Genomic DNA, 18,195 nt, shown 5'->3' with positions numbered 1-18,195 from the left:
ACTGATTTTCCGCGTCGCTCGGTTCGAGTTCGAGAGTACGATACGAAAGAAAAGCCGCCACAGACCGCAGTCGGAACGCGTCTCGCCCGCTTAGTTACCTCCCGAACTCACGATTTCGATGGTGCCGCGCATCCGGAAGCTGTGGGCGCGACAGACGTACTCCGCCATCGCGTCGGTGACGGTGAACGTGACGCTCTGTGACTCGCCCTGCGTCGCGAGGTACGACGTGGAGATGTCGTTCACGACGGAGTCGTCGCCGTTGACGATTTCGAAGTTGTGAGGCGCACCGTTGCGGTTCGTCCACGTGACCGTGTACTCGCCGCCGGCTTCGAGAGTCAGCGTCGGGTCAGTCGCGTCCGCGATGCCGGACGGCGAGACGCCGGTCCAACCCTCGTTACTCCCGGCTTCCAGTTCGATGGTCGAGCCCGAGGGGATGGCGTCGCTGCCGCCGTCGTCGCTACCACCGTCGTCGCCGCCGCCGCCGGTCGCCTCGACGTGCGCGGTGACGCGGTCGTAGACGAGTTCCAGCCCGTTGCCGGAGCCGCCGACGCGCTTCAGTTCGGTGTCGTCGAACCAGACGGTGCCGGTGGCGTTGCCCCAGCCGCCGAACAGTAGGTTGAGCTGGAACTGGCCGGGCGACGCGCCGGTCGAGAACGTCGTCTCCAGCAGTTGCCAGTCCTCGACGGGCTCCGTGTAGTAGTCCGTGACGGAACCCTGTCCGAGGCCGTGGACGTTGATGGTGACGCCGTAGGAACTGCCGATTTCGCCGAAGCCGTCCTCGGAGTTGCTGAAGTCGTCCGAGGTCCTGACCCACGCGCGGAAGCGGTACTCGGAGTTCGGTTCGAGGTCGTCGCGGTACTGCGTCCACGACGCGTCCGCGCCCTCCGTGGAGTCGACGCGGACGCTGTAATCGCCCGTCCGCGCCACGTCCGAGGTGTAGGTGAACTCGGCCGACCCGCCGTAGGTGATTCCCTCCCAGTTCGCCGGGCTCTCGGGGTCCGACGACGAGTCGGTGCTCGCGCCCTCCTCGAACGAGGCGTTCGGCAGGACGTTGTTCCCGTCGGGGTCGGTCAGCGAGACGTTGTCGAACCACGCCGTCCCGGTTGCCGTGCCGTAGCCGCCGAACAGGCAGTTGATCTGGACCGTCGTGGTGTCGGCACCGGTCGTGAACGTGGTGCTCACCTCCGTCCAGTCGTTGGTGCCGGTCAGCGGGTCCGTCTCGAAGTCCGTCGTGTGGACGTTGAACAGCGCGCCGCGTGCCGAATCGCTCGTCTGGACGTTCTCGGTCTTTATCCAGCCGCTGAGGGTGTACTCCGTCTCGGGCTGGACCGAGATGCCGTCGGCGAGCCAGACCGCGTCCGCGCCCTCCGAAGACGTGATTTGGACGCTCTGACTGCCGTCTTGACCGGTGTCCGCGTAGGTGTACTGCGCCGTCCCCGCGAACGTGTTCGTCGACCAGTCGGCGGGCATGGCGGGGTCGCTGCTGCCGGTGCTCTCCTCGAACGAGCCGTTCGAGAGCACGTCGTTGCCGTCGGGGTCAGTCAGCGAGACGCTGTCGTACCACGCCGTGCCGGTCACCTCGCCGTAGCCGCCGAACAGGCAGTTAATCTGGAGTTCTTCGAGGTCGCCGCTGTTGATGGTGGTGCTCACCTCGGTCCAGTCGTTGGTGCCGGTCAGTCCGGCCGGAATCGTGTCCCACTGGGTTCCCGAGTCCGTGTTCGCTATCTGCTCGACGCTGACGGTCGCGCCGAGCGGACCCTCGCCGAAGCCGCTTCCGTCCACGAGTTGGACGCTCTCGGTCCTGACGTACGCGGAGAGAGTGTACTCGGTGTTCGGGTCGACCGCGACCGTCGTGTTCCACGAGGCGTCCGCGCCCTCGGTGGACGATACCTGGACGCTCCGGTCGCCCTCGTAGCCCGTCTCGGCGTACGTGAATTCGGGTGAACCGGTGTACCCCGTGTTCGACCAGCCGACGGGTATCGGGTCGGAGTCGCCGCCGGTATCGCCGCCAGCGGGCGTCTCGAACGAGGGGTTTTCCATGAGGTTCGGCAGTTCGTCGTCGTCGTTCCCGCCGTCGCTCGTGTCCTCGTTGGCCTCGTACGCCGGGATGAAGCCGTCGGCGTGGGTCGCGCCGGCGAGCGACGCCGCGTCCACGAGAACCGTGTCCCGGTAGTTCGATTCGTCGCTAATCATCTGGTAGACCGCCTCGCCGGACGCGTCGTCGGACGGCGTCTGCGCGAGCGCGACGAGCGCCCACATGGCGACTCGGCCGTCCTCGTCGTTGAGGAGGCCGTTGTCGAGAATTGCCTCCCGCGTGTCCGTCGTCGACGGGAGAACGCGGAGCGCGGTGAGCCTGACACCGGCCGAGGAGTGCGTCAGCGCGCCGAGCGCGGCCTGAATCGCGGTGCTGTTTCCGGTGTCGGCGTCGAGCGCGCCGAGGCCGTGCATCGTCCACAGCGCGTGAATCGCCGCCGGGTCGAGACCGGTTTCGTCGAGCGTCTCCGTCGTGACGAGGTCGACGAGCGAGGAAAGCGCGCCCGTCTCGTTCCGTTCGACCAACAGCCGCTGGGCCGTCCGCCGCCAGAACATGTTCGAACTCGACAGCGTGTCGACGAGTTCCGAGACGCTCGCGTCTGTGAGGTCGGTCGGCTCGTAGCTGTCGTCGTCGCCGTAGACGACGCGGAAGAGCCGGGCGGTCGCGTGGTCGCGTACCTCGGTCATGTACGCGTTTCCGGGGCCGTTCTCGAAGCCGCCGGGCGTCGGGTTGTGCTGGTAGATGTAGTTGTACCAGTCGATGAACCACAGCATGCCGTCCGGGCCGACGGAGGAGTACGACGGCGCGAACCACGCGTCGGTGCCGCCGGCGATGTTGTGGGCGTAGTGGGTGTTGTAGCCCGCTCCGTCCTGCGAGAGGAAGAACGTCCCGAGTAGGTGACCCGTTCCGCCGCCGACGAAGCCGGTGTTGTTCCAGTACTTCTCGGGATACTCACGCGCCGTGTAGATGGTGTGACCGGTCGCCGCGGTGTACCCGCCGTGGAGGTCGACCTGCCGGACGCGGTCGGTGACGGGGAGGAACCGGTTCGTGTCCGACGCCGCGCCGAAGTCGTTCGGCCCGGTCCCCTCGATGAGGTCGTAGTACTGATGCGGGATGGCGAAGTAGTTGCTCGGTCGCCCGGCGGTCGCCGCCGAACCGAAGGCGAGGCCCTCCTCGGTGAAGCCGAGGCCGGCCTGGTTCCCCGGGAGCGCCCCGACGATTTCGAAGTCGGTGACGGAACCGTCTTCTAACTTGAATCGGTAGACCGAGGAGGTGAAGTTCCGCTCCTCACCGGCGATGGTGCCGCTGAACCCGGAGTAGCCGACCTGTCCCCAGATCCAGTTGTCGAGACCGTGGACCAGTTCGTTGGGGCCGGCGTGGGTGTCGCCGTTACCGTACCCGGAGAACAGGACGTTTCGTTCGTCGGCCTGCCCGTCGCCGTCCGTGTCGACGAGGTGGACCAGCTTCCCGCTCTCGTCGGGGTCGTCGAGGTCGGCGACGACGACGCCGTCGTCGACGACCACCATGCTCGGCGGAACCGAGAGCCCGTCTGCGAAGATGGTGAACTCGTCGGCCTGTCCGTCGCCGTCGGTGTCTTCGCAGACGACGATTTTGTCGCGGCCCTGCCCCAGTTCGTTGGGATAGTCGCGAGTGACCGACAGCCAGACGCGACCCTGTTCGTCGAACTTCGCGTCGAGGATGTTCCCCTTCGCGTCGTCCGGCAGGTCGGTCTCGGTGACGAACGGCTTGAGGTCGAACCCTTCCGGCGTAATCGTTCGACGGACCGTCTCGCTGGGGTTCAGCGCCCGCTGCATCTTGTTCCAGCTCGTCCCGCTGCCGACCTCCTCTGGGACCTCCGGCGTCAGGAGACTCCCCTCCGGCGGCGGATAGTACGGGATGTCGGCGTCGATGAACTCCAGGTCGTTGAGGACCTTGGTGTCGTCGGCGATGGTGTCTTCGTTCTTCGTGACCCAGCGAATCGCGTTCTCGATGAGCGCTTTGAAGCCGTCGGTCGCCCACGGCGCTCTGCCGTGACCCCACGCGGTGTAGAAGACGCGACCGTCGCCCTGCGTGCGAGTCCACGACCACGGCTCGCCCTGGTCGCGTCCCTCGTCGTACTCGGGGATGCTGTCGCCGTCGGGGAACTGCCCGTGAGCGAGCACATTGATGTCGTCGTTGAGGTTCATGTGGCGATACGTCTCGTCCTGCACCGTGATGGGGTCGAGATTCGACAGAATCGGGTGGCTCGGCTGGGCGAAGCTCGTCGTCATCTCACCGAAGTTGTGGTCGGCGAACTCGCCGCCGACGAGGTTCATGTAGGCGTCCGACTCGGTGAAACAGGCCGAGGCGCTGTGAATCGGGATGAAGCCGCCGCCGTTCTCGACGAACTCGACGATGGACTCCTCCTGTTCCGCGGTCAGCTCTTGGCCGTAGTTCGCCCCGCGGTTGTCCATCATGATCCACGCGTCGTAGCGGTGGAGCACGTCGGGTTCGAGGTCTTCGAGACGGTCGGTGTACTGGACCTCGATACCCCGGTTCAGCATGTACTCGGTGAGCTGGACCTGCCGGGCTGGCGCGTTGTGGCTGCCGCCCTGCGGGCCGCCCATCATGAGGACGCTGATGTTGTCTTCGGCCGGCGGCGGGGTTATCTCGACGCTCCCCCGCATCTGCTCGGGGTGCTCTTCGGCGTAGTACATCGCCATCGACGACTCGGCGGTGAAGCTGATCGTCTCCGAGCCGCCCGACGCCTGCATCGTGGAGAACGACTGCATCTCCTCGCCGGTCGGGTCCGCGAGGACGAACGTGACGTCCTCGTCCATGACGTTCGAGAGCTCGATTTCGTACTCCTCGCCCTCGTGCATGACGAGCGTCGGGTTGGTCGTGTCCTCCATCTCGGAGGGAGCGGTCGCGACCCACGAGAACGAGTCCGCCGAGGTCTCTATCTCCGTCCCGTTTCGCCAACTGTTGATTCCCTTCAACAGGGAGTCAGTCGTCAGGCCACCCTGACGCCAGTCGGATATCGCGTCGGCGAGACCCGACCCCTCGATGACCGACTCCTCGTTCGTGTACGCCGCGAGGACGTCACCCTCCGTCGCGACGAGGCGAATCGTGTCGTCGGTGGTGAGCTGTTTCGCCTGTGCGACGCCGCTGGCTCCGAGGAAGTTCGCCGCCCCGACGCCGCTCACTTTCATGAAGTTGCGTCGGTTGATGTTCAGACCTTTGCTGTCGCCGTCGTCGGGATTCGATTCCCGTGTCGTGTCGTCGTCGTGTGTCATAGTGTGTTGCGTCGGTCGCTGTCGTCGTTGGTCACTGTGCGATTACAGGACTGCGCTGCTCTCGCGAACGGCAACCCAGCCGTGTACCCCGCCAATGCGCCGAACGGACGGACGGCTCTCTCCCCGCGTTCTCGCCCGAATGGACGGCGAGGTGTAACGGAAGTATAGCCATTATTCCCGTCGGCTCATTGATTTGGGCTACCAAATCTCATGAACTAACATTACTTGAATGTACTGTCCGGCGGCAAGTCGTGTCCACATGTCTCACTGCTTCACTAGCCGGTGAACGTTGGACTGACCCCAATATTGATTACAGTCTGTAGTGTTGCCACGATTGCAAGTATGAACCGCGCATACACACAACCAGTCGCACCGGCGGCGACGCCGCGCGGCGTCGAGGTTTCGAACGACGGGGGCGGACCGACCCGACGCGAGCGGTCCACCGCGGGTGACCGATGAGCGTCGTCATCGTCGGCACGCTCGATACCAAGGGCGAGGAGATAGGATTCGCCCGCGAGGTACTCGAAGGGCAGGGAATCGAAGTACACCTCGTCGACGTCGGCGTGATAGGTGAGCCAGAAATCGAACCGAACACCGACGCCGCGGCCGTGGCCGAGGCGGGCGGCAGCACCCTCGAAGCGCTTCGGGAGGCCGGCGACCGCGGCAAGGCCATCGAAACCATGGGCGACGGTGCGGCCGTCGTCGCGTCGCGACTCCACGCGGAAGGCCGACTCGACGGCGTCCTCGGTCTGGGAGGCGGCGGGAACACGTCGGTCGCGACGGCCGCGATGCGCGCACTCCCGATGGGGGTCCCGAAACTGATGCTCTCCACGATGGCCTCGGGCGACACGGAGCCGTACATCGGCTACCACGACATCGCGATGATGTACTCCGTCGCCGACATCGAGGGGCTCAACCAACTCTCGCGGACCGTCATCTCCAACGCGGCACTCGCGATGGTCGGCATGGTGTCGAACGAGCCGGACGTGGAGACCGAGGACAAACCGACCATCGGAATCACGATGTTCGGCGTCACCACGCCCTGCGTCCAGACGGCGCGCGACTGGCTCGAAGCGCGCGGCTACGAGACCATCGTCTTCCACGCGACCGGAACCGGTGGCCGGGCGATGGAGTCGCTCATCGAGGAGGGCGTCATCGACGGCGTGCTCGACGTCACGACGACCGAGTGGGCCGACGAACTGGTCGGCGGCGTCCTCGCGGCGGGTCCCGACCGACTCGACGCCGCGGCCGAGCGCGGCATCCCACAGGTCGTCTCAACCGGCGCGCTCGACATGGTCAACTTCGGGCCGAAAGACTCCATCTCCGACGAGTTCGACGGCCGGCAGTTCCACGTCCACAACCCGCAGGTGACGCTGATGCGGACGACCCCAGAGGAGAACGCCGAACTGGGCCGAATCATCGCGGAGAAACTCAACGCCGCGACCGGGCCGACCACGCTCGCGCTCCCGCTCGGCGGCGTCTCGATGCTCGACGCGGAGGGCGAGGAGTTCTACGACCCCGAAGCCGACGACGCGCTGTTCGACGCGCTGCGCGAGCACCTCGACGGCCACGTAGAAGTCGTCGAGTCGGCGGCCAACATCAACGACGAGGAGTTCGCGCTCACGCTCGCGAAGGCCATCGACAGCCGCATGCGGGCGTCGGCGTGAGACGACCGTTTCCGAATCGAGAACGAGACTCGAGGGTCGCGCCCCGAGAGCCGATATTCTGAGCGCCGACGCGCGGGATTTCCCACCCGCAGTCAGTCTCGTGACCTGTTTTCTACCCGGATAATCACAAAGTTTAACTATACCATGACACCATGTCACTACCAGCGTTCCGAAGAAACATGACTGATCAACCAGCGCTAACTGACGAATCCAGGCGACGCTATCTGAAAGCAATCGGGACGGCCGGACTCACGGCCGGCCTTGCGGGCTGTGCCGGTGGGGGCGGTTCCGAGACCGAGAACACTGGCGGTGGGGGCGGCGACGATTCCTCTGGCGGGGACACGTCCGGCGGCGACGACAGCGGCGAAGACTACGAGCCCATCGGGAACTTCCCGCCCGAAGGGAACTCCGTGAGCATCGGATTCAACGGGCCGACCTCCGGCGCGTTGGGTCCCGACGGTCAAGACCAGGAGAAAGGCTTCGACCTCGCGGTCAAGCACCTGAACGAGGGCGGCGGCCTCGTCGACTACTGGGACCGACTGAGCGGCGACGGCATCATGGGCTACCAGGTCGAGCCGACGAAGGCCGACACCGCCGGCAGCGCCGACACGGCCCAGGACAACATCGACCGGATGATTCAGCGGGACAACATCCAGTTCTGGACGGGCGGCATGTCCAGTACGGTGACGATGGCGATGCAGAACGTCGCCCAGCGGGAGAAAGTCCCGTTCATGGGCGGCAACTCCACGTCCGCCGGCATCTCCGGCGAGAACTGCTCGCGATACTACTTCCACCCGACGTTCCACGCAGAGATTATCGGGATGGCGATGGGCGAGGCCGCGCCCTCGGTCCTCGGCGAGGACCGCTCGCTGTTCCACATCTACATGGACTACTCCTACGGGCAGTCGAACCGCGACGCCGCCCGCAAGTACCTCACCGAGCAGGGGCCGTGGGAGGACGCCGGCGGTGCCGCCATCGCGGAAGGCGAGACCGACCACAGCTCCCAGATTCAGGCGCTCGAAGACTCGGGAGCCGACACGCTGTACTTCTCCAGCTTCGGTAACTTCGCGGCCAGCGGCCTCGCGCAACTGCGGGACGCCGGCCTGACCGACGACATCGACGTCATCATCCCGCACGTCAGCGCGTTCACCCTCGACCCGCTCGGTGCGGACGCGGAGGGCGTCCTCGGTATGGAGCCGTGGAACCCGAACGCCGACAACGAAGCGAGCCAAGCGTTCGTCGAGGCCTACCGAGCCGAGTACGACGAGACGCCGAACCAGAGTTCGCTGCACACCTACGAGTCGATGATGGTGTACGCCGCCGCCGTCGAGGAGGCCGGCACGTTCCACCCGCCGACGGTGGTTCGAACGCTCGAAGACTTCGAGTGGAGCCTCGCGTGGGGCGACTCCTCGTACCGGTCGTGCGACCACCAAGTCGAGCGACCGTGGTACATGGTGCAGGGCGTCGGCGACGACCGCGCCGAGGAACTCGGCATCCGGACGGAAATCGTCGAGACGACCGACCCGCTCGTCTACGAGTGCAGCGAGTTCCCGGCGTCGAACTGCGCCATGGGCGACAACGAGTACGGAGACGAGTAACGGCCGGTCCAAGCCTCGATACGACGTACCTTACTCCCATTTTCTGCAGTTGGTAATCCGCGAGCGGCAACCGGCGTTCTCGGCCGCGCGCACGCCATTCTCCCAACTCGACTGCATTCGTGTCTCGCTGACACCCGGGACCGCCCCCGCCGAACCCGGAGAGCGGCCCGCTGGCATGCCAGAAGTCAGCGAAACACAAGATTAACATACTGAAGAATGTATGAATAATCGTGCACACCATGAAGTGCTTACTCACATCTGTACCGAGGTGGAAGCCATGAACATCGACGGTGTCGTCGGGTTCCTCTTCATCGCGCTGAGCGTCGCGTCGCTGTACCTGCTCGTCGCGGTCGGTCTATCCATCGTGTTCGGGTCGCTCAAATACGTGAATATGGCTCACGGGGTCCTCTACCTGAGCGGCGCGTACATCGGGCTCCTCATCGCGTCGAGCGAACAGTACGGTGGGCTCTTAGGTGACTTCGGGCAGGTCGGACTCGATTGGGGGTTCGTCCCCGCGCTCGTGTTGACGCCGGTGGTCATCTTCGTCCTCGGCGTCGCTATGGAGCGTTGGATCGCGAAACCGTTCTACGAGCGAGAACTGCTCGACCAACTGCTAGTGACATTCGGAATTCTCATCGCCGCTCAAGAGCTGGTCGCCATCCTCTTCGGCCGGACGGGGACCATCTACCCCCGACCCGAGTGGCTCACGGGCGCGATTTCGCTTCCCGTCATCGGTACGCCGCCGGGGATGAGCGCGGCCTCGACGATACGCGTCCTCGTCGTCGCGCTCACGCTGTTGCTCGTCGCCGGCATCTTCGCGTTCTTCAAATACACCGACTACGGGCTGGCCGTGCGGGCGGGCACCGAAGACTCCGAGATGACGCAGATGCTCGGTATCCGCGTCGGCCGGCCGTTCCTCCTGATATTCGCCGTCGGTGCCGCGTACGCCGGACTCGCCGGTGTCCTCGGGGGGTCGCTGTTCAACGTGACCTCCGAAATCGGCATGGAGATAATCATCCCGTCGCTGGTCATCGTCATCATGGGCGGCGTCGGCAGTTTGCGCGGGACCGTTGTCGGCGCGCTGCTCGCCGGACTCACCTTCGCGGTGGCGACGGAACTCGAACCGAGCATGACGCAGGCCAGCATCTATCTGCTGGCCATCGTGGTGCTGACGATTAGGCCGAGCGGCATCTTCCCCTCGGCGGAGGTCGGACAATGAGCACGGACAACATCCACAAGACCGTAGACGAAGAATCGTCGTTGATTAGCTGGGACACCTGGGACGGAATCAAGCACACCGAGTCGTTCGTCTTCCTGGCGTCGGTGTTGTTCGTCCTGACGTTCTCGTACGCGTTCGGCCGCGCACCGGTCGTCTCGGATATCTTCCAGGGATATCACGGACTCGCGGTTACCATCCTCATCTGGTCGATATTCGCGCTCGGGTTCAACCTCCTGTTGGGCCAGACCGGCCTCCTCTCGTTCGGGCACGCCATGTTCTTCGGGACCGCGAGCTACGCCTCGGCGTTGTTCGCGATTCACGTGTACAACGACCCGCTTGCGGTCATCGTCGTCGGGACGTTGGCTGCGGTCGCCCTCGGGGCAATCGCGGCGCTGATTCTCCTGCGCCTCCACACGGTGTACTTCTCCATCGTGGCGCTGGCTATCGGCCAGTTCCTCTACTTTCTCGCCCGAGAACCGCTCGTGGAAATCACGAAGGGCATAAACGGCCTCGAAGTGCCGCGGTCGCCCGTCCTCGGGTTCTTCGAACTGGAACACCAGTACGGCGGGTTCCTCGGCGAACTCATCGTGAACAACCTCTACCTCTTCGTCGGCGTCTTCTTCGTCGGCGTCGTCGTCTCCATCACGCGCATCCGCAAGTCGCCCTACGGGCTCATCTTCAAGGCGATTCGCGAGAACGAGACGCGGACGGCGTTCGTCGGTCTCGACGTCTGGCGCTACAAGTTCGCGGCGTTCCTCCTCTCCGCGTCCATCGTCGGCCTCGCCGGCGGCCTGATGGCCGTCAACACCCAGTTCGCGGGCGTCGAACGACTCTACTGGTCCGTCAGCGGCGACGTCGTCGTCATGACCGTCCTCGGCGGACTCGGCACGCTCGCCGGCCCGGTCATCGGGACGTTCGTGTTCTTCTACTTCAAAGGCATCGTCAACGGCTTCCCGACGCTCGGCAACTACTGGCTCCTCCTGCTCTCGCTTTCGTTTACCACGGTCGTGTGGGTCTACCGCGACGGTATCTGGGGGATGACGACCGCCCTCACCGGCGCGCTCCGCGAGCCCAGAGAACTGCTCGACTCCCTCACGGGTGGCGACTCGACCGGCGACTCCTCGGGAGGTGAGAACTGATGGCGCTGCTCGAAACCCACGGACTCACCAAGGAGTTCGGCGGACTCACGGCACTCGACGGCGTCGACATCGAAGTCGAAGAGGGCGAGCTCGTCTCCCTCATCGGCCCCAACGGTGCCGGCAAGTCCACGCTCATCAACACGATTACCGGTCGACTGCGTCCGACCGAAGGCGAGGTGTTCTACGCCGGGAACGAACTCGTCGGCATGAAGCCGTTCGAAATCGCCCAACTCGGCGTCGGCCGGTCGTTCCAGACCGCGTCGATTCTCCCCGAACTCACGGTGCGCGAGAACGTGCAGGTCGCGTCGTTCGCGGCCGAACACGGCTCGTTCCGGGTCAACTTCTTCCGCCGGCGGGACTCCTTCGACGAGGTCCAAGCGCGGACGAACGACATCCTGGAGACTATCGGTCTCGACTCGAAGGCCCGGATGGAAGCCGGTTCGCTCCCGTACGGGGACAAGCGGCGCTTAGAGGTCGCTATCGGACTCGCGACCGACCCGGACCTGCTGTTCATGGACGAGCCGACCGCCGGCATGTCGCCGACGGAGACCGAGATAACGGTCGACCTCATCCACGACCTACTGGCCGACTGGGGGATGACCATCTTCCTCGTCGAACACGACATGGACATCGTCTTCGACGTGTCCGACCGCATCTTCACGCTCCACCAAGGACGGCTCATCGCGCAGGGTACCCCCGAGGAGATTCGGGAGAATCCAGCCGTTCGCGAGGCCTACCTCGGAGGTGGGGAACAATGAGCCTGCTCGAACTCGACGATGTGCACGCCTACTACGGACCGAGCCACATCCTCCGCGGCGTCTCCCTCGACATCGACGAGGGCGAGGTCGTCACGCTCCTCGGCCGCAACGGCGCGGGGAAGACGACGACGGTCCGCAGCATCGCCGGGACCGAACCGCCGGCGATTCGGTCCGGGTCGATTCGATTCGACGGCGACGACATCACGGACTGGCCGGCCGACAACATCGCTATGGGCGGCATCGGCGTCGTCCCGGAGGGTCGGCGACTGTTCTCCGAACTGACGGTCGAGGAGAACCTCGAGATGTCGAAAATCACCCGCGGCTGGTGGAACACCATCCGCCGGGGCGGTCTCGGCGGCGGCGAGAGCACGATGTCGATAGACGAGCTGTACGACCTGTTCCCGCGGCTCGACGAGCGGCGGGCCCAACAGGCCGGGACGCTCTCGGGCGGCGAACAGCAGATGCTCTCCATCGCGCGGACGCTCAGGCTCCCGAACCTGAAACTGCTGTTGCTGGACGAACCGACCGAGGGACTGGCCCCACAAATCGTCAAGACGGTGGGCGACTCCGTCGCGGAAATCGCCGACCAAGGGCTGACGGTGCTCCTCATCGAGCAGAACGTCCGCGAGGCGCTCCGCATCGCGGACCGCGGCTACGTGCTCGACCAGGGTGACATCGTCTACAGAGGCACCGTGGACGAACTCGAATCCGAGGACCTCGACGAGTACCTCGTCGTCTGACCGCGCCGAACGCGCGCCCCTCGGCGCGACCGACGCGCTCTTTTTCTCCCACCTCGCTTCCGTGTCGGTCCGTTCTCGTTTCGATTCTCTCCTCAGTTCTTGTTCCGGCTCTCGTTCCGGTTCCTTCCCCGGCGCTCAGTCTCGCATTTCGGGGGCGGTTCTTCACCCTCGGTCGCCGTCAGTCAGTCGACAATATTATTTCGTGACACTCGAAGACACGGGACATGAAACGGACCAACCGACGACGATTTCTCGCCGCGTTCTCCTCGTCCGCGTTTGCGTTCACCGCGGGGTGTCAGCGACCGGTCGCGTCAGCGTCGCAGAGCCACCCCGTGTCCGAACCGGTCACCTCGTGGCCGACGTTCCGCGGAGGACGGTTCAACACCGGCTACATCGGCGACGTGTCCCCACTCGACTCGGAGCCCTCGGTGGAGTGGACCTTCGAGGCCGACGGGGCGTTCTGGGGGAGCCCAATCGTCGCCGACGGCACCGTCTACATCGGGAGCGCCGATAGCTCGCTGTACGCCATCGACGCCGAGACCGGCGAGAAACGGTGGTCCTTCGAGTCCGGGCACCGAATCGAGGGGACGCCAGCCTACGCCGACGGTATCGTCTACATCGGGTCGTACGACAAGCATCTGTACGCTATCGACGCCGAGACCGGCGAGGAACGGTGGTCCCGGGCGTTCGACGGGCTGATTCGAGGGAGCCCGACGGTCTGGGACGGGACGGTCTACACCGGCGTCGGCTGTCACAACCTCGCGTGCGCGTGGTACGCGGAGGAGGCCAACGTCTCGGAGACCGGATGGGTGTACGCGCTCGACGCCGAGACCGGCGAGACGGAGTGGCAGTACGAGGTCGGCGACGAAGTGGTCAGCAGTCCGGCAGTCACGGACAACCGCGTGTACGTCGGCTCCTCGGACGAAGCGCTGTACGCGCTGTCGCGCTCGACCGGCGAGGTCGAGTGGCGGTACGAGACCCGCGACATGATCTGGTCGAGTCCGGCGGTCGCCTACGGCTCCGTGTACTTCACTGACTGGAACGGCAACGTTCACGCCGCCGACGCGGCGACGGGCGAGCGAGAGTGGCTCGCCGACACGGCGGGCCGATACATCTCGGGGTCCGTCGCCGTCGGCGAGGAGGCCGTCTACGTCGGTCACACGCCGTACAACACGCTCGACGACCCGACGACGAACCACGCGAAGGTGTTCCGCTTCGACCGCGAAAGCGGCGCTGAGAACTGGAGCTTCGAGACGCCCGCGCTGGAAGTCGGAAGCAGTCCCGTCCTGACTGAAGACACGCTCTACGTCGGGACGCACCGACAGTCGGACGGCGACGGCGTCGGTGTCCACGCCATCACGACTGACGGGCAAGAAGAGTGGTTCATGGAAATCGACGGGCGGGGCGTCGGGTCCAGCCCGGCGCTCGTCGACGGGCGACTGTACTTCGGCGGGACCGACGCGAAGGTGTACGCGGTCGAGTAGTCTGACTGTACGCGAGACCGCCTCCGCGACGACTGGTTACCGAAGCGGTAGCAATCGCTCGAACGAGAACGTCTCGAAAGCCCTCAGAAGTCGATTTCCTTGAACTTGCGCGCTTGATTCTCGATGGCTTCCTCCGTGGCGAGGCGCTCGATGCTCGACGCGCCGAAGAAGCCGACGACGCCCTCGGTGTTGTTGAGGACGTACTCCGCGTCGTCGGGCCACGCGATGGGGCCGCCGTGACAAATGACGTGCACGTCGTCTCGGACCGACTTGGCGGCGTCGTGGTGCGCCTGCACGCGCTCGGCCGCGTCGTCGAGGTCGAGCGCCGTCTCCGCGCCGATGTCGCCGGAGGTCGTCAGGCCCATGTGGGAGACGATGACGTCGGCACCGGCTTCGGTCATCGCTTTGGCCTGCTCCTCGGTGAAGACGTACGGGCACGTCAGCATGCCCTGCTCGCTCGCCTCGCGAATCATCTCGACTTCCTTGTCGTAGCCCATGCCGGTCTCTTCGAGGTTCTTCCGGTAGCTGCTGTCCTCGTCGATGAGTCCGACGGTCGGGAAGTTCTGGACGCCGGAGAAGCCGCGACGACGCAGGTCTTCGATGAACACGCTCATCTCGCGGAAGGGGTCGGTCCCGTTGACGCCGGCGAGCACCGGCGTGTCTTCGACGACCGGGATGACCTCGTGGCCCATCTCGACGACGATTTCGTTGGCGTCGCCGTACGGCAGGAGACCGGCCAGCGAGCCCCGACCGTTCATCCGGTAACGGCCCGAGTTGTAGATGATAAGCAGATCGACGCCACCGCGTTCCGCGAACTTCGCGGAGATGCCGGTTCCGGCACCGGCGCCGATGACGGGGTCGCCGGATTCGATCGTGGATTCGATACGGTCGAGTGATTCAGCACGAGTATACTTCATCCGAGTTGACAGGCCATCGCATACGACTTTAATATTTCGGAAGAATCGACCGAGGCCGGGCGTCCTCGACGGCGACTGCCTCGACCGAAACGGTCTCGATAAGAAGGCGCTCGTCCGCGCGAATCAGTTGTCCGGGAACTCGCCAGGCGGGAAGACCGTCGCGTCGTCGTCCTCGCGAATCACGGCTTCCGGGCCGGGCGGGCAGTACACCGCGAGGAAGCGAAGCGGCTCCCACGAGGTGTTGATGGTGCTGTGTTCGACGCCGCTGGGGATGTGAACCATGTCGCCCGCGCCGACCGTCCGGGTCTCGTCTTCGATGGTCTGTTCGCCCTCGCCGCCGAGGAAGTACAGTATCTCCTCGCTGTCGGGGTGCGTGTGTCGCTCGTGGCCCTTCCCGGGTTCGAGCAACACGACGCCGGCGCTGAGTCCCTCCGAGGCGGTGACCTCGGGCGTGTTCATCCACTTCAGCGTGCCCCAGTCCAGTTGAATCGTCTCTACGTCGTCTGCCTGGACGAACCGCTTTTCGGATACCATGACGTGTTGAGTCAAACAGTATCAATTATTAAATATTTTGGTGACCGAAACGCGGTCAGAAGTTCGTCGAGCGTTCGCGGGCTATCCACACTATTTTCGAGAGGAAAATCGAGGCGCAGATCCGGAGCCGACGACCAACGCGACTGAACTAGTGGTAGGTGGCCTCACACGGCGATTCGTCACTATTCGAGTCGGTGGCGGTCACGTGGGCGCTCCGTTTCGTTCGCGTGTTGTAAATTATTAATAGACCAATACAATCGCGGGGCGAACCGTGACGGAATCGGTCGGTGACTGAGGAATGGACGCTCCGAGAACGAGCGGAATCGGACCGGCGTACGGGGATTTCCTGCTCGTTGGTCCCGAGCGACTGTTCTACTCACGCGGACGGAACGGGGTTCAACCGGCGACGACAGCCGTTGTTCGGGCGTCGGACGCGTGTGATGTGATGACAAACCAGATAGCTCTCAAACATCCATTTTCATATCGAAAATCCAACGCGGAGTCACGAGAGTGGAGACTCTCTGCACCGGTGCTTGGTTCGTATCTTCGATAGACATTACAATCATATGTTTGTGATGGACTAATTACAAACATATGTCTGTAATATTCACTCGCCACCTCCCCACCAGTGTCCGTGGTTTACGAGACGAAGAGAAGACAGTCGTGGGACCAACCACCCAGTTCTGTACGACACGTTCCGTATAGGTGCGAGACCCCTCGTGACGCTAGCGCTCCCGCAAGTCCCGCGGGAAAAGCGACCAGTACGCGGGCACAGTCCGTTTACGAGATCTCAACCGAACTGCTCCGCGGCGGGCGATGAGACCGTCATTCGAGGGCGCAGATGAAACGCGAGTAGAGATCCCAAAACAGCATTCTCGAAATGTGAAGTTTGGTGTGTTGTCGGTGAGAATGCCGAATACCGCCGTCAACGGAGTCGCTCCGTCGTCGGGGCGCTCAGAACAGCGCGCCCGCCTGCAAGACCGCCACGAGGACGGTCAGGACGCCGACGCTGGCGACGGTGGTGGTGAAGATGGTCGTGCTGAGATACTCCGGGGCGGTGATGCCGTCGACCGCCGTCTCGTCGGCGTACTCGATGGTGAGCGCCAGCGGGATGACCGCGGCGGGCGTGGCACACTCGAGGACGAACACCTTCGCGACGGTCGGGTCGCCGAACCCCAACGCGAGCGCGAGGCCGAATCCGACGAGCGGCGCGACGACGAGTTTCAGCGCCGTCGGCGCGAGCGACCGCGATATGACGGACACGTTGGTCTCCGCCAGCTGGATGCCGAGGATGAGCAACATGACCGGAATCGACGCGTCGCCGACGAGTCCGACGGTCTCCATGAGCGCCGAGTCGGCCGGCGGGACGAGGCCGAGCGCGCGGGCGATGACACCGGCGATGATGGCGTACAGGAGGGGGAGGCGGAATATCTCCGTGACTGCGTCGAGAACTCCGCTATCGGAGCCGTTCGAGGCGATGTAGACGCCGAGCGTGTAGACCACGAGGTTCTGGATGGTGAGATAGATGACGGCGGTCGTTCGTCCGACTTCGCCGAACGCGAACCCGGAAAGCGGGATACCGACGAAGCCCGAGTTCGGGAACGCCGCCGCCAGCATGAGCGCGCCGAGGAGCGGCCCCGACTCGCCTGCGAGCCGGCCGACGCCCCACGCGATAGCAATCATGAGGAGCGCGTAGCCGACGACGCCGACGCCGAGTTTGAGCACTTCACCGCCGTCGAGGGTCGTCGTGGCGATGCTGTGGAACGCCAACGCCGGGATGAGCACGTACAGTCCGAGGGTGTTTATCGGTCCGACGTCGATGTCCGTCGTTCGCGCCAACAGATAGCCGACGACGGCGACGCCGAGAATCGGGAGAATCGCGTTCGTGAACGCCCCCGTCAACGACATTGGTTACCCTCCACGGGGAGTCGGTTCGGCGGTCTGAAACGTTCGGCTAACACTCTGCGCTGTCGCTGTCCGCTCATGTCACTTCCATATTGCTTCTGGTATAAATAGTATCGGAGATGGCTACGTGCGGGACCAGATGTTGTTACCATGCGAGTAGACAAACGAATATGCGGATAGTGAGATCAATCGCACGCCAAGTAGAATTGTTCCATGTCCGAAATTTGGCGTGTGGGGAAGATCGGTTAAAGGATTAGGTGGGTAGATAAATTGATCCTACTTCTTGTTTTGAGAAGATTATATAAATTTTAATTGGATTATAGGAATCATCTATAACTATATCCGAGATAAAAGATTAATATCAGAAATTATCTGAGGTATTCAGATATTTTGAATTTTGACTTGGTTTCTTCTGGTTTGTATTATATCTAAAATACTGGCATCCGGTGTGTGTTCGATTTGGCTCTGTTGAAATCCTTCAGCGATGACATTGGAGAGAGCGCACCTTCTGGCTGTTTCCGTGGACCACAGTAAAAACTAGTCTCTCAACAAATAGCAAGACGACAAGAGGGTTTCAACAGAGCCTTCAATTTGCAATAGGCAGGACTGATAAGATAGAGAATTGACTTCGGCTTACGCTTCGTCGAACATAACAGACGCTACGCGTCTGTTGGCTCGACGAGTTGTTTCACTCCTCGTCGAATACTGTCGAGCGAAGCTCGACTGATTCGACTTCGGCTTACGCCTCGTCGAACAGCGCAGCACTCCGTGCTGCTGGCTCGACGAGTTGTTTCACTCCTCGTCGAACAGCGTCTCGCCGTCGACCATGTGCTCTTCGACGGTGTCCATGTCCAGCGTCACGCCGAGGCCCGGCTTCTCCGGAATCTCGATGTAACCGTCCTCGATGACCGTCTCCTCGACGAG

The 18,195-nt window shown here is 63.7% G+C and carries 11 protein-coding genes and 1 pseudogene; 7 read left to right on the top strand and 5 right to left on the bottom strand.

The features are described from left to right. Positions 1-90: 90 nt before the first annotated feature. Entirely contained in the window at positions 91-5,310 is a 5,220-nt protein-coding gene (locus C5B90_RS14485) for a PVC-type heme-binding CxxCH protein (protein ID WP_115882591.1), read from the bottom strand. 455 nt (positions 5,311-5,765) lie between these two features. Here C5B90_RS14485 and C5B90_RS14480 point away from each other — a divergent pair, with 455 nt between their 5' ends. The 7 genes from C5B90_RS14480 (at position 5,766) to C5B90_RS14450 (ending at position 13,915) form a co-directional block, all read left to right on the top strand. Continuing rightward, positions 5,766-6,977 (top strand): Tm-1-like ATP-binding domain-containing protein, encoded by a 1,212-nt coding sequence (locus C5B90_RS14480; RefSeq protein ID WP_115882589.1) that lies wholly within the window; start codon positions 5,766-5,768, stop codon positions 6,975-6,977. 179 nt (positions 6,978-7,156) lie between these two features. Continuing rightward, positions 7,157-8,575, top strand: a complete 1,419-nt coding sequence (locus C5B90_RS14475; RefSeq protein WP_115882587.1) for a substrate-binding protein — start codon at positions 7,157-7,159, stop codon at positions 8,573-8,575. Positions 8,576-8,852: 277 nt separating this feature from the next. Beyond that, a complete protein-coding gene (locus C5B90_RS14470) occupies positions 8,853-9,794 on the top strand; it encodes a branched-chain amino acid ABC transporter permease (RefSeq protein WP_042664448.1) in 942 nt (313 codons plus the stop codon). Next, complete coding sequence (locus C5B90_RS14465; protein WP_115882585.1) at positions 9,791-10,933, top strand: branched-chain amino acid ABC transporter permease; 1,143 nt, start codon at positions 9,791-9,793, stop codon at positions 10,931-10,933. The genes C5B90_RS14470 and C5B90_RS14465 overlap by 4 nt, the downstream gene beginning before the upstream one ends. Further along, the gene (locus C5B90_RS14460) at positions 10,933-11,691 is read left to right on the top strand and encodes an ABC transporter ATP-binding protein (RefSeq protein ID WP_004971745.1); all 759 of its coding nucleotides are present in this window, start codon (positions 10,933-10,935) and stop codon (positions 11,689-11,691) included. The genes C5B90_RS14465 and C5B90_RS14460 overlap by 1 nt, the downstream gene beginning before the upstream one ends. Continuing rightward, positions 11,688-12,431: an ABC transporter ATP-binding protein gene (locus C5B90_RS14455; RefSeq protein WP_042664456.1), complete on the top strand. Its 744-nt coding sequence runs from the start codon at positions 11,688-11,690 to the stop codon at positions 12,429-12,431. The genes C5B90_RS14460 and C5B90_RS14455 overlap by 4 nt, the downstream gene beginning before the upstream one ends. Before the next feature lie 224 nt (positions 12,432-12,655). Beyond that, positions 12,656-13,915 carry a PQQ-binding-like beta-propeller repeat protein gene (locus C5B90_RS14450; RefSeq protein WP_115882583.1) on the top strand — a complete coding sequence of 420 codons (1,260 nt, stop codon included), beginning with the start codon at positions 12,656-12,658 and terminating at the stop codon, positions 13,913-13,915. An 83-nt stretch (positions 13,916-13,998) separates the two neighbouring features. Here the strand turns inward: C5B90_RS14450 and C5B90_RS14445 are convergent, their stop codons facing one another. From C5B90_RS14445 to C5B90_RS14430, 4 genes and pseudogenes are all read right to left on the bottom strand, one after another. Next, on the bottom strand, positions 13,999-14,832 hold the full coding sequence (locus tag C5B90_RS14445) for a phosphoenolpyruvate hydrolase family protein (RefSeq protein ID WP_042664462.1): 834 nt from the start codon (positions 14,830-14,832) through the stop codon (positions 13,999-14,001). Between the two features lie 123 nt (positions 14,833-14,955). Continuing rightward, positions 14,956-15,366 carry a cupin domain-containing protein gene (locus tag C5B90_RS14440; RefSeq protein ID WP_115882581.1) on the bottom strand — a complete coding sequence of 137 codons (411 nt, stop codon included), beginning with the start codon at positions 15,364-15,366 and terminating at the stop codon, positions 14,956-14,958. A gap of 954 nt (positions 15,367-16,320) precedes the next feature. Further along, positions 16,321-17,274, bottom strand: coding sequence for an AEC family transporter (locus C5B90_RS14435; RefSeq protein WP_115882579.1), 954 nt, complete (start codon positions 17,272-17,274; stop codon positions 16,321-16,323). Positions 17,275-18,063: 789 nt separating this feature from the next. Further along, positions 18,064-18,195: pseudogene (locus C5B90_RS14430) on the bottom strand (mandelate racemase/muconate lactonizing enzyme family protein); the annotation flags it as partial.

It is taken from the genome of Haloferax sp. Atlit-12N (assembly GCF_003383095.1).
GTDB lineage: Archaea > Halobacteriota > Halobacteria > Halobacteriales > Haloferacaceae > Haloferax.
Note: the sequence above shows the minus strand (reverse complement) of the source record. Positions and strands in the feature narration are given on the sequence as shown.